The sequence below is a fragment of the Microcoleus sp. POL10_C6 genome, from assembly GCF_036701585.1.
GTDB lineage: Bacteria > Cyanobacteriota > Cyanobacteriia > Cyanobacteriales > Microcoleaceae > Microcoleus.
The window spans coordinates 74,144-100,859 of the sequence record NZ_JAUBRB010000018.1; the positions used below are offsets into that span (position 1 = coordinate 74,144).

Genomic DNA, 26,716 nt, shown 5'->3' on the forward strand with positions numbered 1-26,716 from the left:
CCGTAGGGAATCGCTCCTTAAATCTCGCTCGCTTTTGGCAATTACCAATTACCAAATCTAAAATCTAAAATCTAAAATCTCAAATCCGATGAGCATTACCCCTGAGTCTGTCGAACAATTGCTGAATTCCGAGGATTTTGGCGAAAGACTGCGAGCAGTCAACCAACTGCGGCAACTAGAACCCGCGATCGCCTATAAACTGATTCAAATTGCGATCGGCGACAAAAACGTCCGGGTTCGCTACGCAGCAGTCAGCCAATTATCAACCCTCGGCACGCAGAATCTGGCGAACGCTTTAGAGGTACTGCGAAACAGCTTGAACAACGACCCCGAACCCGACGTGCAAGCAGCAGCAGCCGATGCTTTGGGCGCATTGAAATTAACCGATGCTTTAGAAGATTTGCAGCAAGTTTATAGCAGTACCTCTGAATGGCTGGTGCAACTGAGCATCGTCGCGGCTTTGGGAGAAATGGGAGATCCGAAAGCCTTTCCGATGTTAGAAAATGCCCTGAATTCTGAAAACGAATTGATCCAAACCATTGCCATCAGCGCATTAGGTGAATTGGGAGATAAACGGGCGCTGCCGCTGCTGCTTCCCTACGCTTCCAATGCAGATTGGCAGATCCGTTACAGAGTCGCCCAAGCTTTGGGGCGGTTGGGCGGTGCAGAAGCACAGACAGCTTTGGAAATTCTCGCCAAAGATGAGGTTGAACAAGTTGCTCAGGAGGCTAAAGCCGGACAAGAAAATAGTTTGAAATCTTGAGATTGCTTTGGCGATCGCGAACAACCCTGCACGCTTGTGAATTTTGAATTAATTTAGAATTTTTTGTGAAGATTCTACTAAAAAGTCTGTTCGCGATCGCACACATATTTCAGAAACCCGGTTTCTTCCTATATTTCTTGTTCCTATCTGCAAAACTCGTAGAAACCGGGTTTCTAGCCAGCCAGCCAGCGGGCTGGTTGCGTAGCGTAAACCTTACTAATCAGGAAAAATCTAAAATCTAAAATCTAAAATTGTATTGATGCCACGGGCGATCGCACATTCCTTGAAAACTCTCCTCAAAGTCGATCGCACTCTTCCCAATCCAAACCAGAGTCTGCCTCTTGACATCCCCACTTTGACAAAAGCTATAATTAAAATAAATACAGTAGCGGCAGGGATTAACACAATTCTTAAATTGTGTCCAGCCAGCTAGCGATCGGGGAAACTATCGTTAAGACGGTAAGCCATCTACCAGCAAAGCCAAGTCTTAAAACTCTTGATCATCCCCATGCTTGAACAACTACAAAATTCAGGTTCTCAGTCCTCGGACATTTTACCAGGAGAGCGATCTGCCTCTCAAGTCGCACCAACTCCAACCAATCAAAACTTTATTTATAGAGTTTTAGAACTTACAAACATCGAACGCAGCAAATTGAGTTTATCACCGCTAACCTTAAATACTCAGTTACTAAATGCGGCGGAAAATCACAGCCAAAACATGGCACTGCAAGACTTCTTTTCGCATACCGGAAAAGATGGTTCGTCATTCACCAGTCGCATTACTACAACGGGCTATAAGTTCTCAGCGGCAGCAGAAAATATTGCTGCTGGATCTTCTACACCCGAACAAGTTGTATCATCGTGGATGAACAGCAGCGGCCATCGCACTAACATTCTAAACCCGAATCTCAAAGAAATTGGGATTGGTTACTATTTCTTAGCCGACGATACTGGCACAGAAAATTTCAATCACTATTGGACGCAAGTTTTTGCGACTTCTCTTGACGGTAGTGTCAATCCCGCACCGACACCCACACCTACTCCCACACCTACTCCCAACACATTGGTATCGATTACTTCGCCAATACCCAATGCTATAGGGGACGGCAGCCCGACGACAGCACCCAAAAATACAGCCAGCGACGGCAATTATTTCCTCTCAGATAGTGCCGATAGTCAAATACCGACAAATGCTGCGGGATTGCCAATTTTTGCCCTTTCCGGCAAAGACAATATCACGGGGGGAGAAGGTGCTGATAGCATTAATGGAATGCAAGGTGCGGATACAATTAATGGCGCAGGCGGCAATGACAGCTTATCGGGTGGCAAAGAATCGGATTCAATTGATGGCGGTGTTGGCAATGATTTTATCAGCGGCAACAACGATAACGATCGACTAATCGGATCTGACGGTAACGATACTATTCGCGGCGGCAAAGAAGATGATATCTTAATTGGCGGTAACGGATCCGATTTGTTAGCGGGCGATCGCGGTCAAGATATGCTGACCGGCGGTGCTGGAAATGATACGTTTATCTTGGCAGGAGGTTTGTCTGCGGCGGCTACTTTAATAAGTGCAGATGTAATCGTCGATTTTGGGGCTGGGGATAACATTGGTTTGACGGACGGTATCGGGTTTGCCAACTTGACTTTTGAAGCTGTGAGTTTGCAGTTGGATGGAGGTGCAAGTGTCGCTTCTACGGCGATTAAGTCTGGCAGTAATTATTTGGGCATCGTGCAGGGTGTAAGTCAAAGTCAGCTTACATCGAGCGTTTTTGTGAATGGGTAACGGGGAATCGGTAGTGTAAAATTTCACTTAGGCAGCTTGTAAGGTGCGTCAGTTCGTAGGGATTGGATGGGTAGCCCAGATTGTCGAAGCTGACGCACCCTACTACTTCAGTTGTTATAGCAATTCTCCACAGTGTTGCTACAATTTGCATCATTACTAAGAGGGGTAACTATGAAAAAAGTAGCCGTGTTTGGCAACGCTGGAGGCGGTAAATCAACTCTCAGCAAGAGATTATCAGAAATCACTGGTTTGCCACTTTACCCTTTGGATAAGATTAAATATCAATCTGGGGGCGCTGAGGTTCCCAATGAAGAATATAAGCAGATCCATGAGAAAATTTTGGCTACTGACCGATGGATTATAGACGGTTTTGGTTGTATGGAAACCGTCTGGCTTCGACTCAACGAGGCAGATAGTCTGGTTTTTGTCGATCTGCCCTTATACGTGCATTTCTGGTGGGTGACTAAACGGCTGATTACAGGTAAGTTTATACCGCCAGAAGGCTGGCCGGAAAAGAGTCCTATCTTGAAGGGTTCAATTAATAGTTACCGCGTTCTTTGGTTGTGTCACAAGTATTTGACTCCCAGATATCGCGAGTATGTCGATCGCGCTCAAAAAACCAAAAGTGTTTATCACATCAGATCCACTGAAGAGATTTCACAATTTTTTGAATCGATATTGCAAAGGACTAATGACTGTTGACTGTTGACAGCCAGGGGAGATGCCCCAAGGATGAGTATAGGTTAAGGTTAGGCTTTAGTTTCATAGGACTCGGTTTGAAAATTCAAAGTTGGTAGGCTATCCAGCAGTCTGGTACTAGGTGCGTTGGCTTCTGAAACGGCTTTCCTAACTAATGAGCGATCGCCAAACAACAAATCTATATACTGACTCTAATCGCCTTTCTCAAAAACGTCAACGAGCGCGCCAAAAATCACCGAAATTTACTTTTTTGAAAGCTACAAATTCGCTCTGTCTTCAGCTTTTAGTCCGCTACTGATTTAATAACCATTTCTTCTTCGAGAAATAATCTATGTAGCAAGGCCGAAGCAGTGATGTAAAATATATTTTACTGTATGTATAATTTATACGCAGTTAGGTATATCGCATCGGGAGAGGACACGCTTGTGATTCAAAATCAGACTACATACTACACAACTGTACAAGACAAAACTGTTGCCCAGCTTCTGCTCAAGTACCTCGAACTTGAGCAAGTAAATAAACTATTCGGTCTTCCAGGCGGCGCACTCACGCACCTATTAGACGAACTAAGCGAGCAACAAGATAAATTTGAGTATATCATTTGTCGCCACGAAACTGGGGCGGCTTTTATCGCTGATGGTTATGCACGGGTAACGGGAAACTTAGGGGTGGTTTTGGTAACTTCTGGCCCTGGTGCCACCAATGCTTTGACGGGAACGGTGAACGCTCACAATAGTAACTCGGCGCTGTTGACTATTACTGGGGAAGTGCCAGAAGTTTATTTTGGTAAAGGTTATCTTCAAGAAGGAATTGATGCCAATCTAGACATTGATAATATTTATCGCAGCGCCTCGCAGTACAGTGCTGTAATTACTAATGCGACCAATTTCCAAACGCTGTTTTCCCAAGCTTTACGGGATGCGCTTTCAATTCCTAACCGCGCCGCTCACATTAGCCTTCCCGACGATGTTGCTGGGAGTACGGTTAGCAATGTCCAAATTCCCAATAGCCCTGATAATTATCGCGCCATTCCCGATGCTTTTAGCCCAGGGAAAATAGAGCAAGCTTTTAAGTTGCTGTTGTCAGCGCAACTGCCGTTATTTTTCTTGGGAAATGGCTGTCGCCGCGCTTTGCAAGATGGCGATCGCCTGCGAAAATTTGTAGAGTTTGTTAACAAATTTGCCATTCCGGTGAGGACAACTCCCGACGCAAAGAGCATTTTTCCAGAAAATATTTAGTTATCGCTGCGAAATTACGGTTTGGCGGGTTGCGAGTGGCCTAAGTATTATTTAAACCCGCAACTTCTTAACCCTCTTTTGTCACTTTCGGGAAAAAATAATCAGGAACGCTTAGAGCATAAGACTTTTACCAAAAATCCTGATTTCAGCTATTCTGTTAGAAAATAAACGCTCAAATGCTCGCTATATCTACAGTTAAAAATTTGGCTCTTATTTTTATTTTCCCAGAGTTACCGAAGAGGGTTAATCCTAAATTACCATCACACTACGATGCACTGATGGTTTGGGGATCGAGTTTGGGTCAACTGGCTACTTCCAAATAGGACTCGATTTTGATTCCCAACGGGCCTTTTATTCAAGTTGACTTGAATCAAAATGCGATCGCCCGTTCTTTTCCGATTGAATTGGGAATTGTGTCGGAAGTTGGCCGCGCGATCGACTACTTGTGCGAGTTAGGTCAGCAAGTAAAAGCTGATGAAAAAGGAATTGATTTCCGCAGGCGGTTGATCGACGAAATTAAAAGTACAAAATCTCCGTTCCGCAACCCCGAAAAACGAGACTCGGAAGCTTCCCCTATTTTTCCTCAAGCGTTGATGAAGTGCATCAATGAGATGATGCCAGAAGACGGACATTTGTTTATAGATTGTGCTAACTGCGTTGGTTGGTCGGTGCATTATATTGTTGCCAATCCGCCTTTGCAAATGCACAATTCGCTGGCAATGGGGTCGATGGGTTTTGGTACTGCTGCGGTAATCGGCGGTAAAATGGGAGCGCCGTATAAAACCTGCGTTGCGATTGTTGGCGATGGTGCGTTTATGATGCACGGAAACGAAATTTCAACAGCCGCGCAATACGGCGTTGGCGCAATTTGGGTGGTCATGGACAATAACGACTTGGGGATGATTAGCCAGTACATGAACCAGTTTTGTCCTAAACCTGGAAATCCGGGATTTTGGAAAGATTATTATAAAAATGGTAATCCCAATTTGGCGCAGTTTGCCGCAGCTTTGGGTGCTGATGCTTTTGATATTTAGAGTCCTACTGAGCTGAGAGAAGTATTTCCCAGAGCCATGAAAAATGCACTAGAAAATAAAAAACCGCAGGTAATAGTTGCTCACATTAATAACTATGAGGTGCCACATTATTATCCACCTTCACAAAGCTGAGTGATAGGAAGATCTGGTTGTAAGTTCCCCAATTTACAGCAGATTCCACGTTTATGAAGTACACTGCGATCGCTCGCGATCCTAGTAGTAGGGACACTCCCATTGGTGTCAACTTAAGACTAAAACCCTTGAAAAATCTCGCTCATACCCGAGTTTAGATCCCCCTAAATCCCCCTTAAGAAGGGGGACTTTGAGAAGGCTCTTGTCCCCCCCTTCTTAAGGGGGGCTAGGGGGGATCTAAGTTTAATGGTCAAACAGCATTCTGTGACTGGGCTTGAAGTTAAGTTGGCACCTATGGGCTCTTGGAGTGTCCTTACCTCTGCTTTAATTATGTGTAGTAAAAATTCAAAAACCCGCCCCGTCTACTACTTGCGCTTCAGCAATAGTGCGGCTGTCTTGAGTTCAGTTCCTAAACCCAGCAATACTAGGTACTCCGTTTTAATCTCGCGATAGAAATAGGCAAGATTTACTGGAATGCTTGCCAGTGTCATGTTGGCAAAAGTTTCTAAGGTTTGCAAATATTGAGCAGGCGCGATCGCACTCGCCCAAGCATCCATGAGTACAGTGGAAGCTTGATGGGTAATTAAAGCAATGTCAGCACCCCGAAGGCCGTGACGTTCTAACAGCCGATGAGTCAATATCGGCGGTTCTTTTTCTATAAATTCTACAAACGCTTGCTGACCCTGCGGTGTAATGTGAAAGTATGGTCTGGTGTAAATTTGTTCGAGGTTGTTTTGAAAATCCAAAGCATCAGGCGCGATCGCATCTGGTTGCATATACATACAGCCATATACTTTTGTATACACCGAGTTTTCAGCGTCCACTAAAGTAAATTGCGATGGATCTCTGAGCTCACCCACCACTGCCGCCCCCGCTCCATCTGAGGCACTAATACTTTGGGGGGTATGATAGCTCACATAGCGAGTCCAGTTGCAGCCACATACAACCAGTGCGTTTCTCACTTGCCTCGCCCGTACTAGGGCATTTGCCATCAACAGCCCTGTATTAAAATTCGTGTATTCATCGTTAATCGGAAATATCCAAGTTGTGGGCGACAAACCCAGTTGTTGGTGAACTTTAGCTAGTCCATTGGGTGTGAGATACTCAGAAACCGAATCATAGCCTAGTAGCGCGTCAATCTCGCCGATGTTCAATCTTGCATCCTTTATAGCTACCAAGGCAGCCTTTACCATAAGATCCGTCACACTTTCCCCTGAGGACAAGACACGGCGCTCCTTGTAGCCTTTAAACAAATCCTGATCCAGTACAGGATGTTGTTTGAGCCAGTCAAATATCGGGTCATCATTAGTCCGAATCTGTGACGGTACCGCATAGCCTGTGCCGATGATAGCAATGCCATCATAGTTAGCCATAGTTCAACCCTCCTCTGTCACCCAATCGGGCGGTTGCAGGCCGAAGTGGTCTTGCAGTAAAATTTCGGCTGTAGATAGCGCTCCTTCCACCCACCCCTGACCATCTGAATAAGCTTCACCGCAAATATACACCGGGACATTCTCTTGCGGGTGGACGATTTGGGGGATAACTTCCCAACTTTTGGCGTGGATATTCCAGAAATTAACTGCACCGCCATAGGGATCGTCGCCCCAGTCCATATAGACAGCGCTGTAAGGTTCTGGAACCCCACTTAATCCGTGCATTTCTTGTAGCTGGCGCTGGATCTCTCTCACCATTGCGGCTGGTGCTTTGTAATGATGCCAGTCGGGGGAACCGGAGTAGTCTGAGCCATAGTAACCTGCTTTCGTCTCAAAGGGCGGTTCTTCTTTTTTGTCCCGCAGTCCTTCCCAAAAAGTGACATTGAGGGTATCGTCGTAACTTGCCAACAGCACTGAATTCTGGTTTTGTCGATCGGCTTTGAGCTGTTCTCCTTCTGTGCCCGAATAGTAACATTGCCGCACTGGTAGGTCGGTAACAGATCGCCCTTTCGTGACTTCAACCTTTTCCCACCAAGGTGTGTGGTAGGAGACAAACATTTTAAACATAGGCACTGGTGTCACCGTGCGGATCAGTGTTTGAACTTTACGGTTTCGTGGATCTAAAACCTCGCCTGTCGGATCTAGTAGTTCCAGGGAGCGTCGTGGCATCGCTAAGATTAAGGCGCGAGCGAAGATTTCTATGGTTTCACCTGGTTGATTTTGCGAGATGAGACTCATTTTGACACCGCTGCTACCATCGGGCAACTCTGCTGCTGCAAAGGATTTGAGTCGGTGTTCCAGATAAACTTCTCCGCCTGATTGGACGAATTGTTGGCAGATTTCTAAAGGTATTTGTTCGTAACCTTTAACTATCGCTTTGTAAGTTACATCCGGTGTGAAGTCGCAGTTTAATAAGATGGTGTCGGCGGCGTTCCAGTTTAAGACGGTGGTATCGTAGCCGCCTGCTTGGTAGGCTCAGGTGTAAGCTTCGTGGGAGAGCGATCGTGCCAACAAATTCCAGAAGCCCCAATTGTAGAGATGTTTGCCCTCAAATTTATGAGTTCTCACAAAATGCCGCAATTCTTCCCCATGTAGTTTGCTAATTCCGGGCATAAGCTGTTCGAGGGCAAAACCAATAAAATTGCTGGGATCTATCCCTTGTTCGGCACTTTTGAGGGCATAGGGCACCAATTTCGGATCGGTAAGTTGAGAAAGGCGTAGGTGTTGGCCTCGCAAATAAGCGATGTTTTCAGGTTCGCTGACGTATAAAGGGCGGGTTTCTAGTTTAAGTTTATTTTCAACTAGCGATCTCACCAGTTTTTGCGATGACATATAACGCATCCCGCCCAATTCGCAGCGGGTGTTTGGTATTCCCGGCGGAGTTACCGATAGCAATCGCCCACCGATGCGGTGGCTACCTTCAAACACAGCAATTTTCAGCCGATCTTCTCCTCGCTTTGAGAGCATTTGTTCGAGTCGTTCGGATTTTTGAGTTTGGCTAGTCATTAGTCGCCAAGCGCTGTAAACTCCTGATACACCGCCGCCAACGATCGCCACGTCGAGTATTTCGTCTTTCAACATTACATTTACTCTTTTTCTTCCTGGATATTTATAGTTTGTAGGGCAGAGGCTCAAAAATTTCCAAAGATTATTTTTTATTTATAATTAACCCTAAACGTAAACAACTTACCGATCGCTACTTCTGTTTAATCACGACTATGGTGATATCATCGTAAACCTTTTGCTTGCCAATATGTCGCCGCACATCTGCGATCGCAGCTTCTTTAATAGCTTCCGCCGATTCTTCCCTACACTCGCAGACAACTTCAATAAGTCGTTCTAAACCGTATTGTTCGCGATCCATATCAAACGCTTCTGTAATCCCATCGGTATAGAGAACCACAACATCTCCTGAATGCAACTCAATATCTGTCGAACTCACAAAATCAGCTATATCCGGTTCTAACGCAATTATAAATCCCAAATCCATTGTATCAATTTGCTCCACTTCGCCATCAGCGCGCACGATAATTACTTCCTCATGCTGTCCACTCAAACGCAGGATATTATCTTGATAATCCAGCAAAGCTAGCGTCATATTTTTCTCACAATTCATCCGAGTTGCGTTGTCAAAAAGCGTCCGATTCACAATATTTAAAAAAATCACAGGATCGGCTTCATTATTAGTTAATAAAGTACGGATAGCCGTTTGTGCCATAATCATTAACACGCCACTTTCTAAGCCGTGTCCCGTTACGTCACCAATGCCAATTTTGACGCTACCATTGTGTTGCAGCACGTCATAATAATCGCCTCCTACTTCATCGGCTGGTTCCATAAAACCAGCAATTTCTAACCCTTCAACTTGGCTGAGTTCCTGTTCCCTTGGCAACAGCATTTTCTGTAGGCGGCGCGTCACGTCTAGTTCTGCACTCATGCGAATATTATCTGCTTTCAGTCGTTCGTTGAGTACAGTAATTTCCTGATTGGCTTCCGCAAGGTGAGAGTTAGCTTCAGCTAATTGAGCCGTGCGTTCCTCTACTTTTTGTTCCAAAGTTTGATAAAGTAGTGCATTTTCCAGAGAAATAGCAGCTTGGGAAGAAATGATCTTCAAAACTTCTAACCTGTCTGTAGTAAAAGCACTTGTTGCTAGATTATTTTCTAAATATAGAATGCCGATTAATTTACCTTGATTGAGGATCGCATTGCACGAAATTGACTTGGGGCTATTTTCTAATACATAAGAATCTTTCGTAAATAATCCCTCATTAACAGCATCATTTAAAACCACATCTAACTGAGTTCTAGTCACATAGTTGACTACAGTTATTGGCAACAAATTACTATGGCTAATTGGCACAGATTGCAGGACGCTAACTTCATTGTTTGCAATTTCTAAAGCCGCTTCTATTTTTAATTCACCGCGATCGAACAATAAAAGAAAACCTTTTTGCGCGCCGGCATTTTCAATGGCAAGTTTAATCAGCTTTGATAGCAACTTTTCCAGGACAATTTCACCAGAAATGGCTTGAGCAGCCCTCATTACTGTGGCAAAATCTAATACCTGAGAACTGTTGCTGCCACTGGTAGTGCGGCTAGATAAAGTAGTTCTCGTTGTTGATTCAGAGGTTCTTGGCTGCAAGTACGGGTAAGCTTTCTCTAAATGTTGAAGCTTGTGTTTAGCGCCCCATAGTTGATAGCAATAATGAGCTTTTTTCATATAAATTTCACCAATATCTTCTCTTCCTAAAGCCAGATAAAATTCTGCGGCTCGTTCGTAAGAGATTGCTTCTTCCTGGGTGTATAATCCTTTTCTAGCTCCTTTAATAGCGCAGTCATAATCTGCCATCGCTTTAGAAATATCTCCTGTAACTCGCGCTTGTTCTGCTGCTACTAGATCGTATTTATGCTGAAAATTCATCGGGGCATTATCTGCCCATACTTTCATTTTTTCTTGATTCCTAACTACTTTTTCGAGGTACTGCTCTTTTTCTGCATTAGCGGCGACAGGATAAAGTGATAGGCGGTTTAAAGAGTCGTAAAAATAAAAATTTGGTACGGAAAAAATTCCCGTTAAACCATCTAAATAAGGTTCACCTTTGATCGCATTCTCTAAAGCTTGCGGGTAATCTTTAAATATATAGCATAGAATAAGTTGCATAATATAGACATAAGCAGTACCAGCGCGGTCGCCCATTTCTAAACATTCAGCAAGAAATGCTTCCTCGTTGCAAACTTCACCATCTAACCTACAGGGATTGTCACAGGGAGAAAGCAAGTTAAGCACCGCTTGCCAAGTCATGCGATTATATTTAATAGATGTTTTTTGCTTGATGTCTGCCATTGCTTTGTCATAGATAGCTATCTCCCTTTCTACAGATACTAATTCCATGCCACTCAAATATAAGTATTGACATCTAACATTAGCAGCTTCACCTGCAAAAGAAAAATCTCCCATGACAATCCCGCTTTGATATCCCGCTAAGAAAATATCAAAACATTCCCTGATGTGAGCTTTTACGTGAATGGTGAATCCTGCTACCAAATGAAATGTTTTAGCTTTAACTTCCACAAAATTTAACTGCTGTAATACACGCATAGCCAGTTGACCATATTGATAGGAACTCTCCATATCTTGGAACCCACCGTTTAAGATTACGCCTAAGCCAGCGTAGCCAAAAGGAGAGTTAGTTGTGTTGCCATACTTAATAGATAAATTTACCATTTCGCAGGCTATTAAGGGCAGCAGCGCCGGAGCAACTTGATAAGAAGGGGCGAAGAGAGATGATAATATCCGCATGGCTGCTTGCGGAGCAGGTTCTACCATCAAAGGTAGGTCAATTAAATCTTCTATTTTTCGTCCGCTTAAGGCAGCATTTGTAGTCGCCATTGCTTGCTGAATGTCGGATAAATTAGGAGCTTCTGGTAAATCAACTCCTAAAAGTTTCAGGACATCAATACCGAGTTTAACTAATTCTACTCGTCTTGATTGTGTCGTGAGTGCCGCAATTTGTGTTTCATAGATTCCGGCACTATCTAGGAGGGTTTTAGCTTGTTGCAAGGCCACCGCAGCTAAGTTTTCCATGCGGTCAAATTCGCCAACTAGCTGTGCAGCTTTTGCCGCTTCTGCATACAATTTTACTGTCAGATTATAGTCGGTTTGCCAACTTGCTTCGGCTAACAGTTCAATGCCAAAGGTTAAATATTTGAAAGCTGATTCGTAGGCGGCTGATGCTAAGGCTTTTTGACCTGCGATCGCATTTAACTCGGCTAGTTCATTTTTTTCTGATTGGTTATCAATTAATTGAGGATCGAAGTTGAGTTGATTGACGATATCAAAAATTTTTTCTTCTCTTTGAGAAAAAGGGGTATTTTGTAATAAACTTCGTCCTACTTGTTGGTGAACGAGGGATTTTTGCCGATCGGGAATTAAGGAATAAGCTGCTTGTTGAACTCGGTCGTGAATAAATTTGTATTCCACAATTAACTCTGCGTTTAAATCTAAAGGTGTCACCTCTAATTCTACTGACTTGTAGGTATCGCTCAGAGGTACAATTAGCCCTTCGACCGTGGCATTCCGCAAAGATAAGGCCACTTCTGTTAGGGAATTTTCAATGCTGTTAGCTAAAATCTTGAGGTCAAATTGGTTGCCAATGCAAGCAGCTACTTTCAAAACTTCTTGGGTTGCTTCCGGTAATTTTGTAATTTTTCCTGCCATCAATTCAACAACGTTATCGGTAAAACCTCGCTCTTTAATTTGTTCTAAGTTCCATTGCGAACTAACTTGTTGGATATTAAATGTCAATAATTTTTCAGCATACATAGACTTCAAAAATTCATTAACAAAAAAGGGATTTCCCTGGGTTTTGGCAATCACTAATTCAGTCAGGGGTAGGCTGCGCTCGCGCTCGCATTTAAGAGTATCAACAATTAATTGATTGATATGAACTTCTTTCAATGCCGAGATCCTGATAGAATTAACTGTCGTACCGCTTTTCCTAATTTCATCAATAGTTATCATTAATGGGTGACTCGGACTAACTTCATTATCCCGATAAGCTCCTAAAAAAAATAGATATTCGCTTTCTGCTGCTGTCATTAAAAGCTGCATAAGTTTTAGGGAAGCCCCATCAGCCCACTGCAAATCATCAATGAACATTACTAGGGGATGCTCTTTTTGAGCAAACACTCGGATGAATTTTTGAAAGACAAAATTGAAGCGATTTTGGGCTTCAGCAGGGGGCAAGGATACTACTTCAGGTTGCTTGCCTGCAATCAATTCTACTTCGGGAATAACTTCGACAATAATGCCGCCATTTTCCCCTAAAGCTGCGTTGATTTTTTCTCTCCACTGTTCCAGTTGAGATTCCGTTTCAGTTAATAGTTGCCGCACTAATTCCTGAAAGGCTTTGATCGGAGCCCAGTAGGGAATATTGCGCTGGTATTGATCGAATTTACCAGAAATAAAATAACCCTTTTGTCTAGTAATTGGTTTATAAATTTCTTGCACTAGAGATGACTTGCCGATACCGGAATAACCCGCTACGAGCATCATTTCCACCGCCCCTTTTCCTGAAGTCGCGACCTCAATATTTTCTCCGGCTACGCGCTCAAAAGCTGCTAGTAAGGTTTCAATTTCTCGTTCTCTGCCGTAGAGTTTTTGGGGAATTTGAAATTTATCTAAAATATCTTGACAAGCTAAAGGAAATTCTGATATCCTACTAAAAGATTGTAATTGCCTGAGACATTCTTCTAAATCGGCTTTAATTCCCCAAGCACTTTGGTATCTTTGCTCCGCAGTTTTGGCTAACAATTTCATTACGAGCTCTGAGACAAGTTTAGGTATTTCTGGATTAATTTGATGGGGTGGAGTTGGCTGTTTGGCAATGTGGTAGTGAACTAATTCTAGTGCATCTGTGCTCTCAAATGGCAGTTGATGGGTAAGGAGTTCGTAGAAGGTTGCACCGAGGGAATAAAAGTCTGTCCGGTAATCTAAACTGCGGTTCATTCTGCCAGTTTGTTCTGGTGACATATAGGCAAGAGTGCCTTCTAAGACATTGGGATTTTTCAGGGTGGTGCTTTCGCGGGTTAAAACTGTTGATAGACCAAAATCTATGATTTTGACTTGCCCCGTTTCTGGGTTAAGAACAATATTAGAGGGGTTGATGTCTTTATGAATAATATTGGTCGCATGGATTTCACCTAAAATAGCGGTGATATTGACTGCCATTTTCAAAAATTGAAGCAGGGAAAATTTATGTTCATTGATTAATATACTGAGTGACGATCCGCCAAAATCTTCTAAACTCATTACCCGGGTATTCTGATAATTTTCTAAACTGTAAACTTTGGCGACTCCATCAATATTTAAGCTGCGGTTGATTTCATATTCTTGTTTGTAACGAGTGAGTTGGGCTGGGGTGGGATAGTCAGCTTTGAGAACCTTAAGGATAACTGGTGTCTCACCCTCAAGCTGAATTCCCCGATAAACAAGGGAGTTAAAGCTTTCATGGATTTGGGCGGTGATTTTGTAGTTTGTTAGGGTAATCATAGGGGGAATGGGGAATGGGGAATGGGGAATAACCAATAACCAATAACCAATAACAACTGACTAATGACTACTGACGAATTGATGCTACAGCCGATCGCAAATTCCCTTGAAACTCGCCCAAAATTCGATCGCACTCTTCCTTCTCCAAATTAGTCCAGTGCATCATCAAAGCTAATTTAACCGACTTGCCGCTTTTTTCGAGCAAAAAACCCGCCTCATCCCGGTTTAAATCAGTCAAATCCTGCAACATCCGCACAGCCCGATCGCGCAATTTCTTATTAGTTACTGCCACATCAACCATCCGATTGCCGTAAACCTTCCCCAGCTTCACCATTACCCCAGTCGAAATGATATTTAAAGCCATTTTTGTGACTGTACCGGCTTTCAAGCGCGTCGAACCCGCCACTACCTCCGGGCCAACCAACAACCGAATATCAACATCAGCCTCAAAATTCACTTGTTCGACGGGTACGCAGGCCATAAACACAGTCTTCGCCCCCCGCTGGCGCGCCCCCTGCAAAGCGCCCGCGACAAACGGCGTCGTACCTCCAGCCGTAATCCCGACAACCACGTCTAAGTTGGTAATGTGACGGTGGGCGATCGCCTCAGCCCCATCCTCAGCCCGATCCTCCAAATCCTCCGAACTCCGCACCAGAGCCCCCGCACCCCCGGCAATTATGCCCTGTACGAGTTCTGGTGGCGTGCAGAAGGTGGGGGGACACTCGGCGGCATCGAGCACCCCCAAACGCCCGGAAGTACCCGCACCGACGTAAAACAGGCGACCTCCTTGACGTAGAGACTCGGCTGCAATGTCGATCGCTTGGGCTAACTGTTCGCGGGCACGGGCGATCGCGCTTAAGGTTTGGGCGTCTTCCCGGTTGAACAAGTCCACTAATTCGATCGAACTGAGTTGGTCTAAATTCTCGCTGTTGGCATTCACCTGTTCAGTCAGCAGATGGCCCCGTTCTTCCAAATTCTTCATTTTTTGTTAGTTGTTAATTGTCAGTTGTCGGCTAGTCCGTGGAGGGGGTAGGCACGGGGACACTACCCCTACAAAACGATGATTTCCCTGAGAATGAAACTGCCCTGCCTTCTTCCCTTTTCCGTCTTCACCTCGAATCTCAATATCAATCCGTTAAATCCCGTACACTACTCGTTGCCGAACTTCCTATTACAAAAGTCCTTCGAGTCGGCGGCGAATAGAATCCAGTTCGTTTTGGGAAACCTCAGAATCAGGTTCGGGTTCGGGATCGGACTCCGGCTGCCACTGAGTCTGTGTTACATTATCTTCTGGCGGAATAGCCAGCGCGCCCGCGGGCACAAGTTCCCAATCATAATCAACACTGTCACAGAACTCCTTAATTTCCTCCTCGTCGATCGCCTCGACAGTGGGCTCGGGGAAATCCTGAGCTTCCAACATCACGCCAAAGCGGGTGGCGTCGTCTTCTGACTCAAACATCAGAACTTTATTGCGATCGCCGAGTTGAATGGTATGAATTCCCTCATTCTCGGTGCGGGCATTGAAGAGTAAGACGAACACTCGCATAAGTTTTAAAGACCTTCTTAACCACCGTTTTTTTATCTTAGAAGCGATCGGGCAACCGATTTTAAATTTTATATTTTAGATTTTAGATTGACCACCGATCCTGCACCGGCGGGATCGAAAGGAGTTGGGGCATTTGGACTACTTGGTTTGATATTTTAGATTTTAGCTTGACCACCGATCCTGCACTGCGGGGGGAATCTAGAGGATTTCGAGGAGTTGGAGGACTTGGTTTTAGGTGGTGTTGCGTGTTTTGATTAAGTTCGGTAAAGGTTTCTGGAGTCTACTCTGGAGTGGGGGCGTGCCTTTTGCCTGCGATCGATCCGGGGATCGGCACTTCCGACCTCACTTTTGAGTCTACCAAAGGCAGAAGGCACCCTGGCGAATCACAGAGATTATACCTGTCTAAAATCGGCTGATTTCCTATAATTCCTGAATTCTCTGATTTTTGAGAAACACCCATGACTAACTCGGACGATAACAAAAATCAACTCGCACCCCGCCCCCACCGCCGCTGGTGGCGTCTGCTGCTGCTTAGCGGTACGGGATTAAGTATTCTCGCCTTGGTGGGGGCGGCGGTAGGATACCAGTGGGTGCGGGAAAAGTTAGCTCCTTTGGTGGAAACGGAAGTCAGTCAGTTGCTGAAGCGACCTGTGCAACTCGGACGTTTGGAGGGATTTTCTCTGACAGGTTTGCGGTTTGGCCGATCGACTTTACCTGCAACTCCTACCGATCCCGATTACGCTTCTACAGAAGCAGTGGAAGTGCAATTTTCAATCTGGCCACTGCTGTTCAACCGCACTCTCAAATTAGATATTACCTTAGTTAAACCCAACGCTTATATCGAACAGGAGGCTGAGGGCCGCTGGGTTAATATTCCAACTAGGGAGCAAAAATCTCCGGGTTTATTTAAAACTGAAGTTGAGGCAATTCGAGCTGAAAATGCCGCCGCAGTTTTGGTGCCGAATCCTGCTGTCGGGCAGAAAACTTCGGCTCCGATTTCTGTAAATTTGAAAAATGGCAGTGCTCTATTTCGCGATCAAAATCAGCGCGTTCTCTACGAACTAAACGGTCAGTTTACTAACAGCGATAATTTTATACTTAAAGCTGATTCTATTTTACCTGCCGCTCAAACTAACGTGCAGTTGCAAGGTCAAAATTTGCCTTTGCCCGACCTCGCTCGCTTGCTAAAACTTCCCGGCATTTATTTACAAAAAGGTCTGGCTAATGGCAATTTAACCGTGCAATTGCGAGATAATAAAGTATCGGGAATTACCGGAGTGGCTAGTTTTGGGGGAGTGCAAGCGAGTATTTCCCCCCTGAAACAAATCATACAAAATAGCAGCGGTCAGTTGCGGTTTCAGGGAACTAATGTGATTGTCGATAGTCTGGCGGCTAATTACGGTTTAATTCCGCTTAGAATAGCAGGAACAGTTGCCACTGGAACCAATTTTAATTTGGAGAACGCTAGCTTCAATCTGACAACGAACGTGCAACCAGTCGCTTTGGCAAGTGTTGTCAGTGCGGTGGAGACAGAGTTAGGGAAGAAAGTAGTATTACCCGTGGCTGTGGCGGGGGAAGTGAAGGCGGATGCCAAGCTGACTGGAACAGTTGCAATGCCGGTGCTGACAGGTACGATCGCCTCGACAAAACCTACTACGGTCGATCGACTGCAATTAAACAATATTAGCACTAATTTCAAATTGGAACGCGGGAGAATGGCTCAAACCCCAACTCCCAATTCTCAATCTTCTATTCCCCCGTTTTCCTCTTTAGCTTTGACTGTGAGCGATATTTTGGTAGTGCCGGCGGCGGGTGGTAAAATTGGCGGCAAAGGTGAAGTCGATCTAGCTTTATCAAAGGAGAATTCGCGATCGGGTTTAGTGTTTGACTTGCAAGCTGAAAATGTACCCGGAGACGCGATCGCCCAAATTTACGATCTCCCAATTCCTGCTAGTGTTAATATTGGCACGGTGTCCGCAAAAGCTCAAATTTTCGGCCCGTTAGACAACATTCAAGCGAGAGTTCAATGGCAAGCACCGCAAGGAACTTTCCCTGCAGCGGGCGAAATTCGAGCCGGAGGAAATTCGGCGGATTTGCAAAATACGGTTGTGAAAATTGGCGACGCTTCTGTGAACGTGGATGCTGCGTTAAAAGACCGTCAGTGGCAAGCTTTGATCGAGGGCAATGGTGTGGATCTCAACAGTTTGCAGCAAGTCCTGCCCGACCTTAATTTGCCTCCTGAACTAGCAGGTTTGTTCAGCGGAACCGCCGAAGCTGCGGGAACTCTGGACAATTTGAGTTTAAATGCGATCGCTGCGACGGGCAAAGGAACGCTGAATATTGCTGACAGTATTGTTGATGTTAATGGCGAACTAGAATCGGGTAACTGGCAAGTTATTGGCAACACTGATAAAGTAGCTGTTAATCAATTAATTGATATTGGATTGCCGTTTTTAACAGGGGAAACGACCGCAAATGTAGACAATTTAAAATCCAAAATCCAAAATCTAAAATCGATTGGCGGGCAGCTAGCAGGTGAATTTCGAGTGGGGGGCAATGTTGATAATTTGACTGCTAGCGGAATCAATGTTAGTGGCAACGGTAGGCTCAATTTTGCCGACAGCAATGTGAATTTAAACGGAGAATTGGTAGCGGGAAACTGGCAAGTAACAGCACAAACAGATCGCACTTCCATCGACCGCTTAGTAGATTTGACACTGCCGATTTTAGATGTGGCTTCAGCATTTAGTCCCGAAAATCAGCAATCTGCCAATCTCAACAATCTAAAATCCAAAATCCAAAATCTAAAATCGATTGACGGACTGCTATCGAGTCAATTTACAGCATCGGGAAGTCTTGACAATTTGACGGCTAGCAGCATCAATGCCAGCGGCAACGGCAGACTCAATCTTGCCGGCAGTGATGTTAATTTAAAAGGAGAATTGGTAGCCGGAAACTGGCAGGGAACCGCAGAAACCGATCGCACTTCCATCAAACGCTTAGGAGATTTAGGATTGCCCCTGTTAGATGTTGGCTTAGCTTTCGCTGCTGACAATCCCCAAACAGTCGCCAATATCAACAATCTAAAATCCCAAATCCAAAATCTCCAATCGCTTGACGGACAAATATCCAATCAAATTCAAGCCAGCGGTAGTCTTGATAATTCAACCGCCGCCGACATAGGCGTCAGCAGCAGCGGGAAACTCAATATAGGGGACGGTACTCTTGCTTTTAGAGGTAAATTAGAAGACAGACGCTGGCAAGCTTTCGCCGATGCCGATCGAGTTATTCTCAGTCGCTTAGAACAAACTGTTCGCAATCTCCAACTGTTTCCACTAACGGCGACTTTGCCTAAAGGATTTGACGGCAGAGTTAACGGCGAATTCCAAGCAGCGGGTAGTTTGGATAACTTGACAGCGAAGGGAATTAATGCTAGCGGAGAAGGAGTGATTGTGGTCGATCGACTCGGGGCGATCGATACTACGGCCAAATTAGAAAACGGCAACTTGCAAGCATTGCTAGAAACCAACGGAATTGCCGTCAGTAATTTAGAACAAACCCTCAAACAAACAGGTTTGCTGACAGCGGATTTACCGCCAGAAATAAACGGAACCCTCAACGGCCAAGTCCGCATTTTGGGAACAGTAGATAATCTAACCGCCAACAACATCACCGCCAACGGCGACGGACAAATTCGACTCGCCAACGGCGGAGGAATTGTCAATGCTAAAGGCAGCGCAGAATCCGGGAATTGGCGCGCGTCTATTGAGGGCGAGCAAATTGCTCTAAGTCGCTTCCAGCAAGCCTTTGAAGCCCAGCGCCAAAGCTTGCAAACCGGAGGTGTAGTCTCCAGTACCCAAAATCTCCCCCAGCTTGCAGGACTGTTTAACGGCAATATCAATTTATCCGGCCCGATTGCCGGTTCCCCACAAACAGTTCGCGCCGGCGGCAGTTTCCGCATCTCGGAATTGCCGTTTTTGAAACAACCTTTCGAGGCAGTATTTAATTGGGACGGCAAACGAGTGGAAATTGAGAACGCCACAACTCCCGGTTTGACAGCAAACGGCTTTGTTAACGTCGAACTCGAAGGTAAAGGAGGGCCCTCAATTTCCAACTTAGATTTGGATGTCAGACTCGCCAACTTTAATCTGGCAGCCTTACCAGCAGAACAACTAGGATTTTTGTCTACAATTGCGGACAAAAATTCCTCACAGCAAAACCAGCCCCTGCGCGGCAATGTCGATTTTACCGGCAGCCTCACCGGAACCCTCGCCGCCCTCAGCTTAGTTGGCGACGTGGAAGTGCGGGATTTAGCAGTAAATCAAATCGCTTTTGACCCGGTACTGGCGGGGAGTGTGAATGCGGATGCTGGGAAAAGTGTAGATTTGCGTTTGGCCGGCGCCAGCGACAAAATCGAAGTAGCTTTAAATCAATCTTTTTTGCCGACATCTTTCTTAATTCAACGCGGGGAATCCGTGGCTAGGGGCCAAACCCAGGGAGAAACTTTGCGAGTTAATTTAAGCGATTTTCCCCTCGCTGCTTTGAATCTATCACCTGGGAAAGAGGCAGGTTTGGGGCCGATAACTGGTACGGTTTCGGGACAAGTAAATGTCCCCGGTTGGAAGATGCCGTTAAATCCGGCGACTTTGCAAGCAAGCGGACAAATTGCGATCGCCCAACCGGCGATCGGCTACATTAAAGGTGACAGTTTCCAAGCCGAATTCAGCTACGCTAACGGCAGCGCCACTCTCACAAATGGCATATTCCGCCAAGGCAGCGGTCAATACTTAATTTCCGGTAATGTTCAAACAGGCAAAAACCCGCAATTTGCCGGGAAAGTTAACGTCCAGCAAGGCAATTTGCAGCAGGTTTTAACCGCTTTGCAATATTTCAATTTAGGCGACTTGGCGAGAGGCCTAAAACCTCCTGTTTACGGTGACAGTGGCGACGTGCAAACTGTAGCAGTCGGAGAACCAGAAGCCCCGCTAATCGAACAGTTGCGCCGTTTGGCAGAAATTGAAATACTTTTGCAGCAGCAGCAAGCAGTGGAAACATCAGAAAAATTGCCTCCCTTATCCCAATTGCAAGGCACTTTTGGCGCGGAAATTGCTGTCGCCGGTTCTTTGCAAACGGGTGTGGAAGCTCAATTTAATGTGAAAGGTGATAACTGGCAGTGGGGAGAATATGTCGCTGAAACGTTCAGCCTTGAAGGCAGTTTTCAGGACGGGATCTTAACTGTTTTGCCTTTGGAAATTAGATCGGGCAAAAGTGCGATCGGCTTTTCGGGACAACTTGGGCAAAAAGCTCAATCCGGGCAGTTGCGGGTAGAAAATGTGCCCGTGGAAGAGTTGGCAAAACTGGTGGAATTGCCTTTTGTGGATGTCACGGGAAATTTGAATTTGCGGGCGAATTTGGCCGGCAGTTTGCAAAACCCGCAAGCCACCGGAGAATTGAGTTTGGTTGACGGTACGTTAAACGGAGAACCGATTAAACAAGCCGACGGCAGTTTCAGTTACAGCAATGCCCGCCTGAATTTTGGCGGCAGCGCTTTGGTAACTCAAACCGAACCGATTGAAGTCGCCGGAAGTTTGCCTTTTGAGTTGCCGTTTGCAGCCGTGAAAGCTGACAGCAATCAAATCGATTTGAGGGCGAATTTGCAAAATGAAGGTTTGGCAATTATTAATGTATTGACTCCGCAAGTTGCGTGGGTCAGCGGCAAGGGACAGGTGCAAATTCGCGTGGGAGGAACGCTGCAAGACCCTGTAGCGCAAGGAATTGCGAATTTTGAAAATGCAACCGTCCGCGCGCAAGCCTTCCCAGAACCGCTGACAGGGCTAACTGGGACGGTGCGCTTTGAGGGCGATCGTATTCGGGTAGAGGGAATTCGGGGACAGTTGAGTCAGGGACAAGTTGTGGCCCAGGGTGTAATTCCGCTGTCTGTGCCCTTCGCGGAGGGCGATGTCGATGCGGATAATCCCCTGGCTGTGAATCTCGACAAGTTGGCAGTGAACCTGAGAGGATTGTACAGCGGTGGCGTTGTTGGTCAAGTGCAGGCAAGGGGCACGGCTAGGCGCCCGCAGTTGAGCGGTAATATTGAACTGTATGACGGTGAAGTATTTCTCCGGAGTCCCGGCGGCACAACTCAGTTAGCTTCTTCCTCTTCTGCTTCTGATTCTGATTCTCCTTCCGCTGCGACTGAGGTTTCTGCTTCCCCTGCGACTGATGTTTCTCCTTCCCCTGCGACTCCGACTTCCCCTTCCTTTGAAGTTGGATTGAACGATTTGCGGCTGAATTTGGGCCGGGGAATTCGGGTAACGAGTGCGCCGATATTAAGTTTTCAGGCGACTGGGGGCTTGACGGTGAATGGAACTTTAGATGACCTTCGCCCGGAGGGTACGATTCGGTTGACTTCCGGGTCGGTGAATTTGTTTACGACGCAGTTTAGACTCGATCGAGGATACCCCCAGACTGCGACCTTTGTACCAACACAAGGACTCGATCCGACCCTGGATGTGAGATTAGCAACTTCGGTGCAGGAAGTAACGCGGTTCCGCATTCCCGGCACATCTGTAGCTTCTGAAATAGCAGACGAACCCACAACTTTCGGCAATGTGCGGAGTGTCCGAGTTCAAGCGTTAGTGCAGGGAAGGGCTTCTCAGTTGGGGGAAAATCTGGAGTTGAGGAGTTCTCCGAGTCGATCGGAAATAGAGATTATAGCGCTGTTAGGTGGCAGTTTCGTGGAGACTTTGGGACAGGGAGACAGTACACTGGCGATCGCAAATTTAGCCGGTGCAGGTTTATTGAACAACCTTCAATCTGCGGTTACAAACGCCACAGGATTGAGCGAATTTCGCTTATTTCCCACTCGGATTAGAGGCAACGAAGCACAAAGTGCTAGTTCCAGTTCAGGTGCGGGTTCTCTCGGTTTAGGTTTAGAAGTTGGGTTTGACATCACGCGCAATATTTCAGCCTCTATCATTCGAGTTTTGTCAGCAAATCAACCGACAGAATTTACTGTGCGCTATCGATTGAGCGATAAAATTTTACTCAGAAGTTCCAGTAATTTTCAAGGAGACAATCGCGTCACTGCTGAATATGAAATGAGGTTTTAGTTAGCCAAAAATACAGTATACAGAAAGCTGACGATCCTCAACCCGGAGCAGACGATGTGAAAAGAAGACAAGCCATCAAATTCATAACAGTAAGTATTAGTTCTTCTTTAATAGAGACAAAATATTACTCTGGAGACAAATATATGCTTGGGAGTACGGTCAAAAATCATTATGACTGGATATTACTATACTGGATGCCCTATGACAATAATCTCTCAAGATTCGGGCAACCAATTATTCAAATGCTAAGTAAAGGTGTAAAGAATGACAATGTTTTGGTAGTAGTACAATCAGACTTTAGTGGAGCAGCACAAGTTTCTAGAAGCATCATTAGCCAAGGTAAAGTTGATACGCAATACTTAGAAACAGCAGATAGTAGTAGTCCAGAAGTCTTGAGTGAGTATCTGAGTTGGGCAAAATCTCACTTTCAAGCCAAACGCTGGGCTATTGTGTTTTTAGGTCATAGTGGAACTCTTATGGAAATCAGCCCCGACGAACATCCCACGTCCCCTTTAATTTCAGAAATTAGATGGATGAATCTTCAAAAAATCAATCAAGTTATATTGAATTTTCACCAATCTGTAAATGGAAATCTCGAATTATTATTTTTTCAAAATTGTAATAAAGGAAATATTGAAGTACACCATACCTTCCAGAATACTGGTAAGTATACACTTTCATCTCAACTCGAACTGGGAGCGCCCAATTACTATTATGAGCAATCGTTAAGTTATTTGAGCGATTATCCAGACATTGATGGTTCTCAGCTAGCTAAAAAGATTATGGATTACGAACAGCGTGATATGTACCATAGTTTGACATTAACTAACAATCATTATTTCCGCTACTTTGCAGAAAAAGTTAATGTTGTGATTGATTCTATTTTGCAAGCAGATATTGCGCCAGTGAAAGTTTTTATATCCTCAATTTTAGAACCTGAAGTCAATTTTTCCAATAACACTACTGTAGTAGTTTATCGTAGCTTTGGAGAAACCTTTGTTGATTTCGCAAACTTTTTACAAAAACTTACCCAATTATCAGGTGCAAGCCCGTCAGCTTGTAACGATTTATTGTTCTTTTTAAATAATTCTCTCATTCAGAGAGTCCAACAGAATGGTGAATTACTGGACTCAATAATTAGACCTAAGTATAAAAACTTATCAGGATTAGGTTTATTCTTACCTAGAAATCGGCAGGAACTGGAAAAGTATTTGTATTTATCGGTTTATTCAGAGTTAAAGCTTGTAGAACTTTTTGAGGCAGTTGTATTCGAGACAAAAAAGAACTAAAGGTATTGGAGATATTTTACTTTCCCGACTTGACAGAAGCAGTCTGGGAGGTAAAACAACAGCCAGCATTCGCTCCCAATTCCCACTTCCCAATGCTATAATATAAATAGCAGAATTAAAGCCCTGCTGCCAACCCCGCACACAAGGTTATAGGAGTTAAGTCAAATGGCAAACAAACTCCAAGTAAAAACACAGTCGATCGGCTACAGCGACTTTTACTGGAACCGCTTTAGTCCGAGAGTGGCGACTATCAGCAGTGTCCGCAACGCCAATCATTGGGACGGCGGATTTATCACTTATATTGCATTTCCCACAAAAGTAGAAGCTACAGCAGCAATGAAATATTTGCTCTTGCATCAAAAAGCTGCTGATGTCGATATGCGGAAAGCCAAGCGAATGAAAGCAAAAGGCATTCGGTGGGAACTCAAAATTCGGGGTTTAGCTTTTAATGAAGTGCTGAAACTAGCGACGATGGATATAACTGGAAAGCTAGTTATGTCGCCTGCAACTACTACTCAAGCCACAGGCTGATAATTGAAAAACTTCGTAGTTGCGCTAAGCGTGAAAGCGCAACTACCAATCTAAAACTCCCTAAACTATTGCATTTTCTTTCTTCCTTCTTCCCTCTTCATTCTTCCTTCTATAATATGCGTTTCATCAGTCCTAAAACAGACTTTGCATTCAAAAAAATATTCGCTTCTTCCGAACATCCAGAAATTTTAATCAGCTTCCTAAATGCAATGCTGTATAACGGAGAACCAACCATCCAAGAATTAGAAATAATTGATCCTTATTCAGCCGGAAGCGTTACAGGATTGAAAGACACTTACCTCGATGTCAAAGCCAAGATTACCGGTAACAAAACCGTGATTGTGGAAATGCAGGTACTCAACGTCGCCGCCTTTGAAAAACGGGTAGTGTACAATGCAGCCAAAACCTATTCTACTCAACTCAAAGCGGGAGAAGGTTATTTAAAGTTAAATCCGGTCATTGCTTTAACCATCACCGACTTTATCTTATTTGAAAATACTACCAAACTAATTTCTAACTTTGAATTCACAGAAACCGAAGAGAAATTTGTTTATCCCAACTGCGAGTTAAAATTAGTCTTTGTCGAGTTACCGAAATTCAAAAAAGAATTGAATGAACTCGAAACTCTGCCGGAAAAATGGATTTATTTTATGAAGAATGCGCCCTCTTTGGAAGCAGTACCAGAGACATTGGGGTCTATTGAAGAGATTAATACCGCCCTGGGAATTGCCAACCGAGCAAATTTGACCCTAGACGAATTGAACGATGTAGACAAGCGAGAAATGTTTATCCAAGACCAAATCGGGTCTGTGATGAAAGGGATAGAAATTGGTCTACAACAGGGGATTGAACAGGGAATACAACAAGGAATCGAACAAGGAATCGAAAGGGGTAAAATTGAGGGGGAAATAGGATTAATTATGCGTCAGATAGTGCGGCGGGTGGGTGATGTTACAGTGGAAGTTCAAACTCGCATCCAGGGGTTATCTGCGGAACAGTTAGAGGATTTGGGAGAAGCTTTGTTGGATTTTAGGAGTCAAGAGGATTTGATTGCGTGGTTGGATGCGGCGGGATGAACTGATGAGTTAAAAAGAGGGTGGGGGATTTGTAACACGGATTTGGTATAATTCTCAATCTCTGCATTCATTTAAACTTTACTATCTGCGGGAACTTCCCTCTGTACCAGCATCCAACCTAACAGCGCTAAACTAACTCCAAGGGCGAGAAATCCTACATCCCAAGCTAACTCGTTGATACCGGGTTTGACGTGGTGGATTCCCAAAATTTGATGGTCAACAATGCCTTCTACAAAGTCAAACAATCCAGCACCAATTAATATTGAACCGAAAAAAGTTTGAGTTGACAAAGGAACATCTTTGCGCTTCACCGCACTCCACAAACAGAAGATTCCCGCCACTGTTACCAACCAATCCGCAGCGTGAAACAGTCCATCTCCAAGGGTATTTAATTCTAAACCGGCAACAGTAGCATCGGTTTTAACGCTGCTAAACATATGGTGCCACTGGAGGAGTTGGTGCAGGACAATGCCGTCAAAAAAGCCGGATTGACCGATACCGAGGAGAATTCCTGCGATAATTAGAGGTCGGCGGTTGTTAGCTGCGGTGGTTGGTGCGTTTGTACGATCGTCCAATGGAAAACCTCCGATGCTTTAAATGCTGAGCCTGGGTCTGTGAAGGGATTTGCCAGTACATTTTTTAGTTTTGCTGGGGAGGAGGGGCGATTGCATCATCCGCGAGAGAGATTTCTGGAGTGAAGTGCGATCGCGGGTTGATTTTTGATGGATGATGGGAAGTGCGATCGATCTTTTTAAACAAATTATCCCCCTCTAACTTACCCAACGCGAAAAGATTGCCCCATCGCTTGAAATTCTTGAGTCTCTTCCCGCTGCAATTGCTGTCTAATTTTGGCAAATTTCCTAACTGTTTCCACAGAGTAGAACCGTTCTCCACAGCTTAGGCAAACTTCAGCGGATACTTTTAAGATAGCAGTATGCTTGCCGCCCCGTAAAAGTTTATCAACTTCTTTGATAACTATTTCACCGCCGCAAATTGGGCATTTTTCTACAGATAGCATTGTTA

Annotated in this window: 18 protein-coding genes; 9 read left to right on the plus strand and 9 right to left on the minus strand. The window is 44.9% G+C overall.

The window, feature by feature from the left end; translation table 11 throughout:
• Positions 1-88: 88 nt before the first annotated feature.
• Positions 89-763: a phycobilisome degradation protein NblB gene (gene nblB, locus QUA34_RS12440; protein WP_333217864.1), complete on the plus strand. Its 675-nt coding sequence runs from the start codon at positions 89-91 to the stop codon at positions 761-763.
• A 231-nt stretch (positions 764-994) separates the two neighbouring features.
• Here the strand turns inward: nblB and QUA34_RS12445 are convergent, their stop codons facing one another.
• Positions 995-1,168, minus strand: coding sequence for a hypothetical protein (locus QUA34_RS12445; protein ID WP_333330503.1), 174 nt, complete (start codon positions 1,166-1,168; stop codon positions 995-997).
• 103 nt (positions 1,169-1,271) lie between these two features.
• On the opposite strand from QUA34_RS12445, the gene QUA34_RS12450 reads away from it, so the two are divergent.
• From QUA34_RS12450 to QUA34_RS12465, 4 genes are all read left to right on the plus strand, one after another.
• Positions 1,272-2,552, plus strand: a complete 1,281-nt coding sequence (locus QUA34_RS12450) for a CAP domain-containing protein (RefSeq protein WP_333330506.1) — start codon at positions 1,272-1,274, stop codon at positions 2,550-2,552.
• A 171-nt stretch (positions 2,553-2,723) separates the two neighbouring features.
• The gene (locus QUA34_RS12455; protein WP_333330509.1) at positions 2,724-3,254 is read left to right on the plus strand and encodes an adenylate kinase; all 531 of its coding nucleotides are present in this window, start codon (positions 2,724-2,726) and stop codon (positions 3,252-3,254) included.
• 422 nt (positions 3,255-3,676) lie between these two features.
• Entirely contained in the window at positions 3,677-4,489 is an 813-nt protein-coding gene (locus QUA34_RS12460; RefSeq protein WP_333330512.1) for a thiamine pyrophosphate-binding protein, read from the plus strand.
• A 332-nt stretch (positions 4,490-4,821) separates the two neighbouring features.
• Entirely contained in the window at positions 4,822-5,523 is a 702-nt protein-coding gene (locus QUA34_RS12465; protein ID WP_333330515.1) for a thiamine pyrophosphate-dependent enzyme, read from the plus strand.
• A 497-nt stretch (positions 5,524-6,020) separates the two neighbouring features.
• On the opposite strand, the gene QUA34_RS12470 is transcribed toward QUA34_RS12465, so the two are convergent.
• The 6 genes from QUA34_RS12470 to QUA34_RS12495 form a co-directional block, all read right to left on the minus strand.
• Complete coding sequence (locus tag QUA34_RS12470; RefSeq protein ID WP_333330518.1) at positions 6,021-7,028, minus strand: 3-oxoacyl-[acyl-carrier-protein] synthase III C-terminal domain-containing protein; 1,008 nt, start codon at positions 7,026-7,028, stop codon at positions 6,021-6,023.
• A 3-nt stretch (positions 7,029-7,031) separates the two neighbouring features.
• Positions 7,032-8,006, minus strand: coding sequence for an FAD-dependent oxidoreductase (locus QUA34_RS12475; RefSeq protein ID WP_333330566.1), 975 nt, complete (start codon positions 8,004-8,006; stop codon positions 7,032-7,034).
• A 57-nt stretch (positions 8,007-8,063) separates the two neighbouring features.
• The gene (locus QUA34_RS12480; protein ID WP_333330521.1) at positions 8,064-8,669 is read right to left on the minus strand and encodes an NAD(P)-binding protein; all 606 of its coding nucleotides are present in this window, start codon (positions 8,667-8,669) and stop codon (positions 8,064-8,066) included.
• A 115-nt stretch (positions 8,670-8,784) separates the two neighbouring features.
• Positions 8,785-14,139: an AAA family ATPase gene (locus tag QUA34_RS12485; RefSeq protein ID WP_333386961.1), complete on the minus strand. Its 5,355-nt coding sequence runs from the start codon at positions 14,137-14,139 to the stop codon at positions 8,785-8,787.
• A 67-nt stretch (positions 14,140-14,206) separates the two neighbouring features.
• Entirely contained in the window at positions 14,207-15,121 is a 915-nt protein-coding gene (gene murQ, locus QUA34_RS12490; RefSeq protein ID WP_333330527.1) for an N-acetylmuramic acid 6-phosphate etherase, read from the minus strand.
• 189 nt (positions 15,122-15,310) lie between these two features.
• Positions 15,311-15,685: a DUF3110 domain-containing protein gene (locus tag QUA34_RS12495; RefSeq protein ID WP_333330530.1), complete on the minus strand. Its 375-nt coding sequence runs from the start codon at positions 15,683-15,685 to the stop codon at positions 15,311-15,313.
• A 458-nt stretch (positions 15,686-16,143) separates the two neighbouring features.
• On the opposite strand from QUA34_RS12495, the gene QUA34_RS12500 reads away from it, so the two are divergent.
• From QUA34_RS12500 to QUA34_RS12515, 4 genes are all read left to right on the plus strand, one after another.
• A complete protein-coding gene (locus tag QUA34_RS12500; protein ID WP_333386964.1) occupies positions 16,144-22,797 on the plus strand; it encodes a translocation/assembly module TamB domain-containing protein in 6,654 nt (2,217 codons plus the stop codon).
• Positions 22,798-22,853: 56 nt separating this feature from the next.
• A complete protein-coding gene (locus tag QUA34_RS12505) occupies positions 22,854-24,086 on the plus strand; it encodes a clostripain-related cysteine peptidase (protein ID WP_333386967.1) in 1,233 nt (410 codons plus the stop codon).
• A 165-nt stretch (positions 24,087-24,251) separates the two neighbouring features.
• Positions 24,252-24,617, plus strand: a complete 366-nt coding sequence (locus QUA34_RS12510; RefSeq protein ID WP_333386970.1) for a hypothetical protein — start codon at positions 24,252-24,254, stop codon at positions 24,615-24,617.
• Positions 24,618-24,733: 116 nt separating this feature from the next.
• The gene (locus tag QUA34_RS12515; RefSeq protein ID WP_333386973.1) at positions 24,734-25,693 is read left to right on the plus strand and encodes an Rpn family recombination-promoting nuclease/putative transposase; all 960 of its coding nucleotides are present in this window, start codon (positions 24,734-24,736) and stop codon (positions 25,691-25,693) included.
• Positions 25,694-25,764: 71 nt separating this feature from the next.
• Here QUA34_RS12515 and QUA34_RS12520 read toward each other — a convergent pair whose 3' ends face one another.
• On the minus strand, positions 25,765-26,268 hold the full coding sequence (locus tag QUA34_RS12520; protein WP_333386976.1) for a DUF2243 domain-containing protein: 504 nt from the start codon (positions 26,266-26,268) through the stop codon (positions 25,765-25,767).
• Between the two features lie 200 nt (positions 26,269-26,468).
• Complete coding sequence (locus tag QUA34_RS12525) at positions 26,469-26,711, minus strand: YgiT-type zinc finger protein (protein WP_333386979.1); 243 nt, start codon at positions 26,709-26,711, stop codon at positions 26,469-26,471.
• Positions 26,712-26,716 lie beyond the last annotated feature (5 nt).